Annotated in this window: 1 protein-coding gene; it reads right to left on the bottom strand. The window is 54.1% G+C overall.

Going from position 1 to position 279, the window contains the following annotated elements; translation table 11 throughout:
* On the bottom strand, window positions 1-279 hold a 279-nt coding region (locus tag KZZ06_RS20540), incomplete at both ends, for a hypothetical protein (RefSeq protein WP_219581824.1).

Here is a 279-nt window from a genome sequence, read left to right as displayed (position 1 = left end):
AAGTGGAGTGGTGGAGATGACAGAGTCAGTGGTGGAGATGATGATGATGATCCCAATGAACTCTAGCTTGATGACAGTGACAATGGCGATGATTTCCCCTCTCCGGGGAGGAATTTCCCCGACATATTTCTCCCTGCCGGAGAGCTTTTCTCTCTCACGACTTTCCGCCCCGTGGAGGCGGCGGAATATTTCCTCGATGGTTCTCCCCATCTTAGGGTTTTCGAGGGATGAAGTATGCGAAGGGGCAACTGCCGAGGTTGGCCAGGGCTCCCTCACCAC

This window comes from Sulfitobacter sp. CW3 (assembly GCF_019392245.1).
Classification (GTDB): Bacteria; Pseudomonadota; Alphaproteobacteria; order Rhodobacterales; family Rhodobacteraceae; genus Sulfitobacter.
The sequence above is the reverse complement of the archived record's forward strand: the minus strand, read 5'-3'. Positions and strand labels throughout refer to the sequence as shown.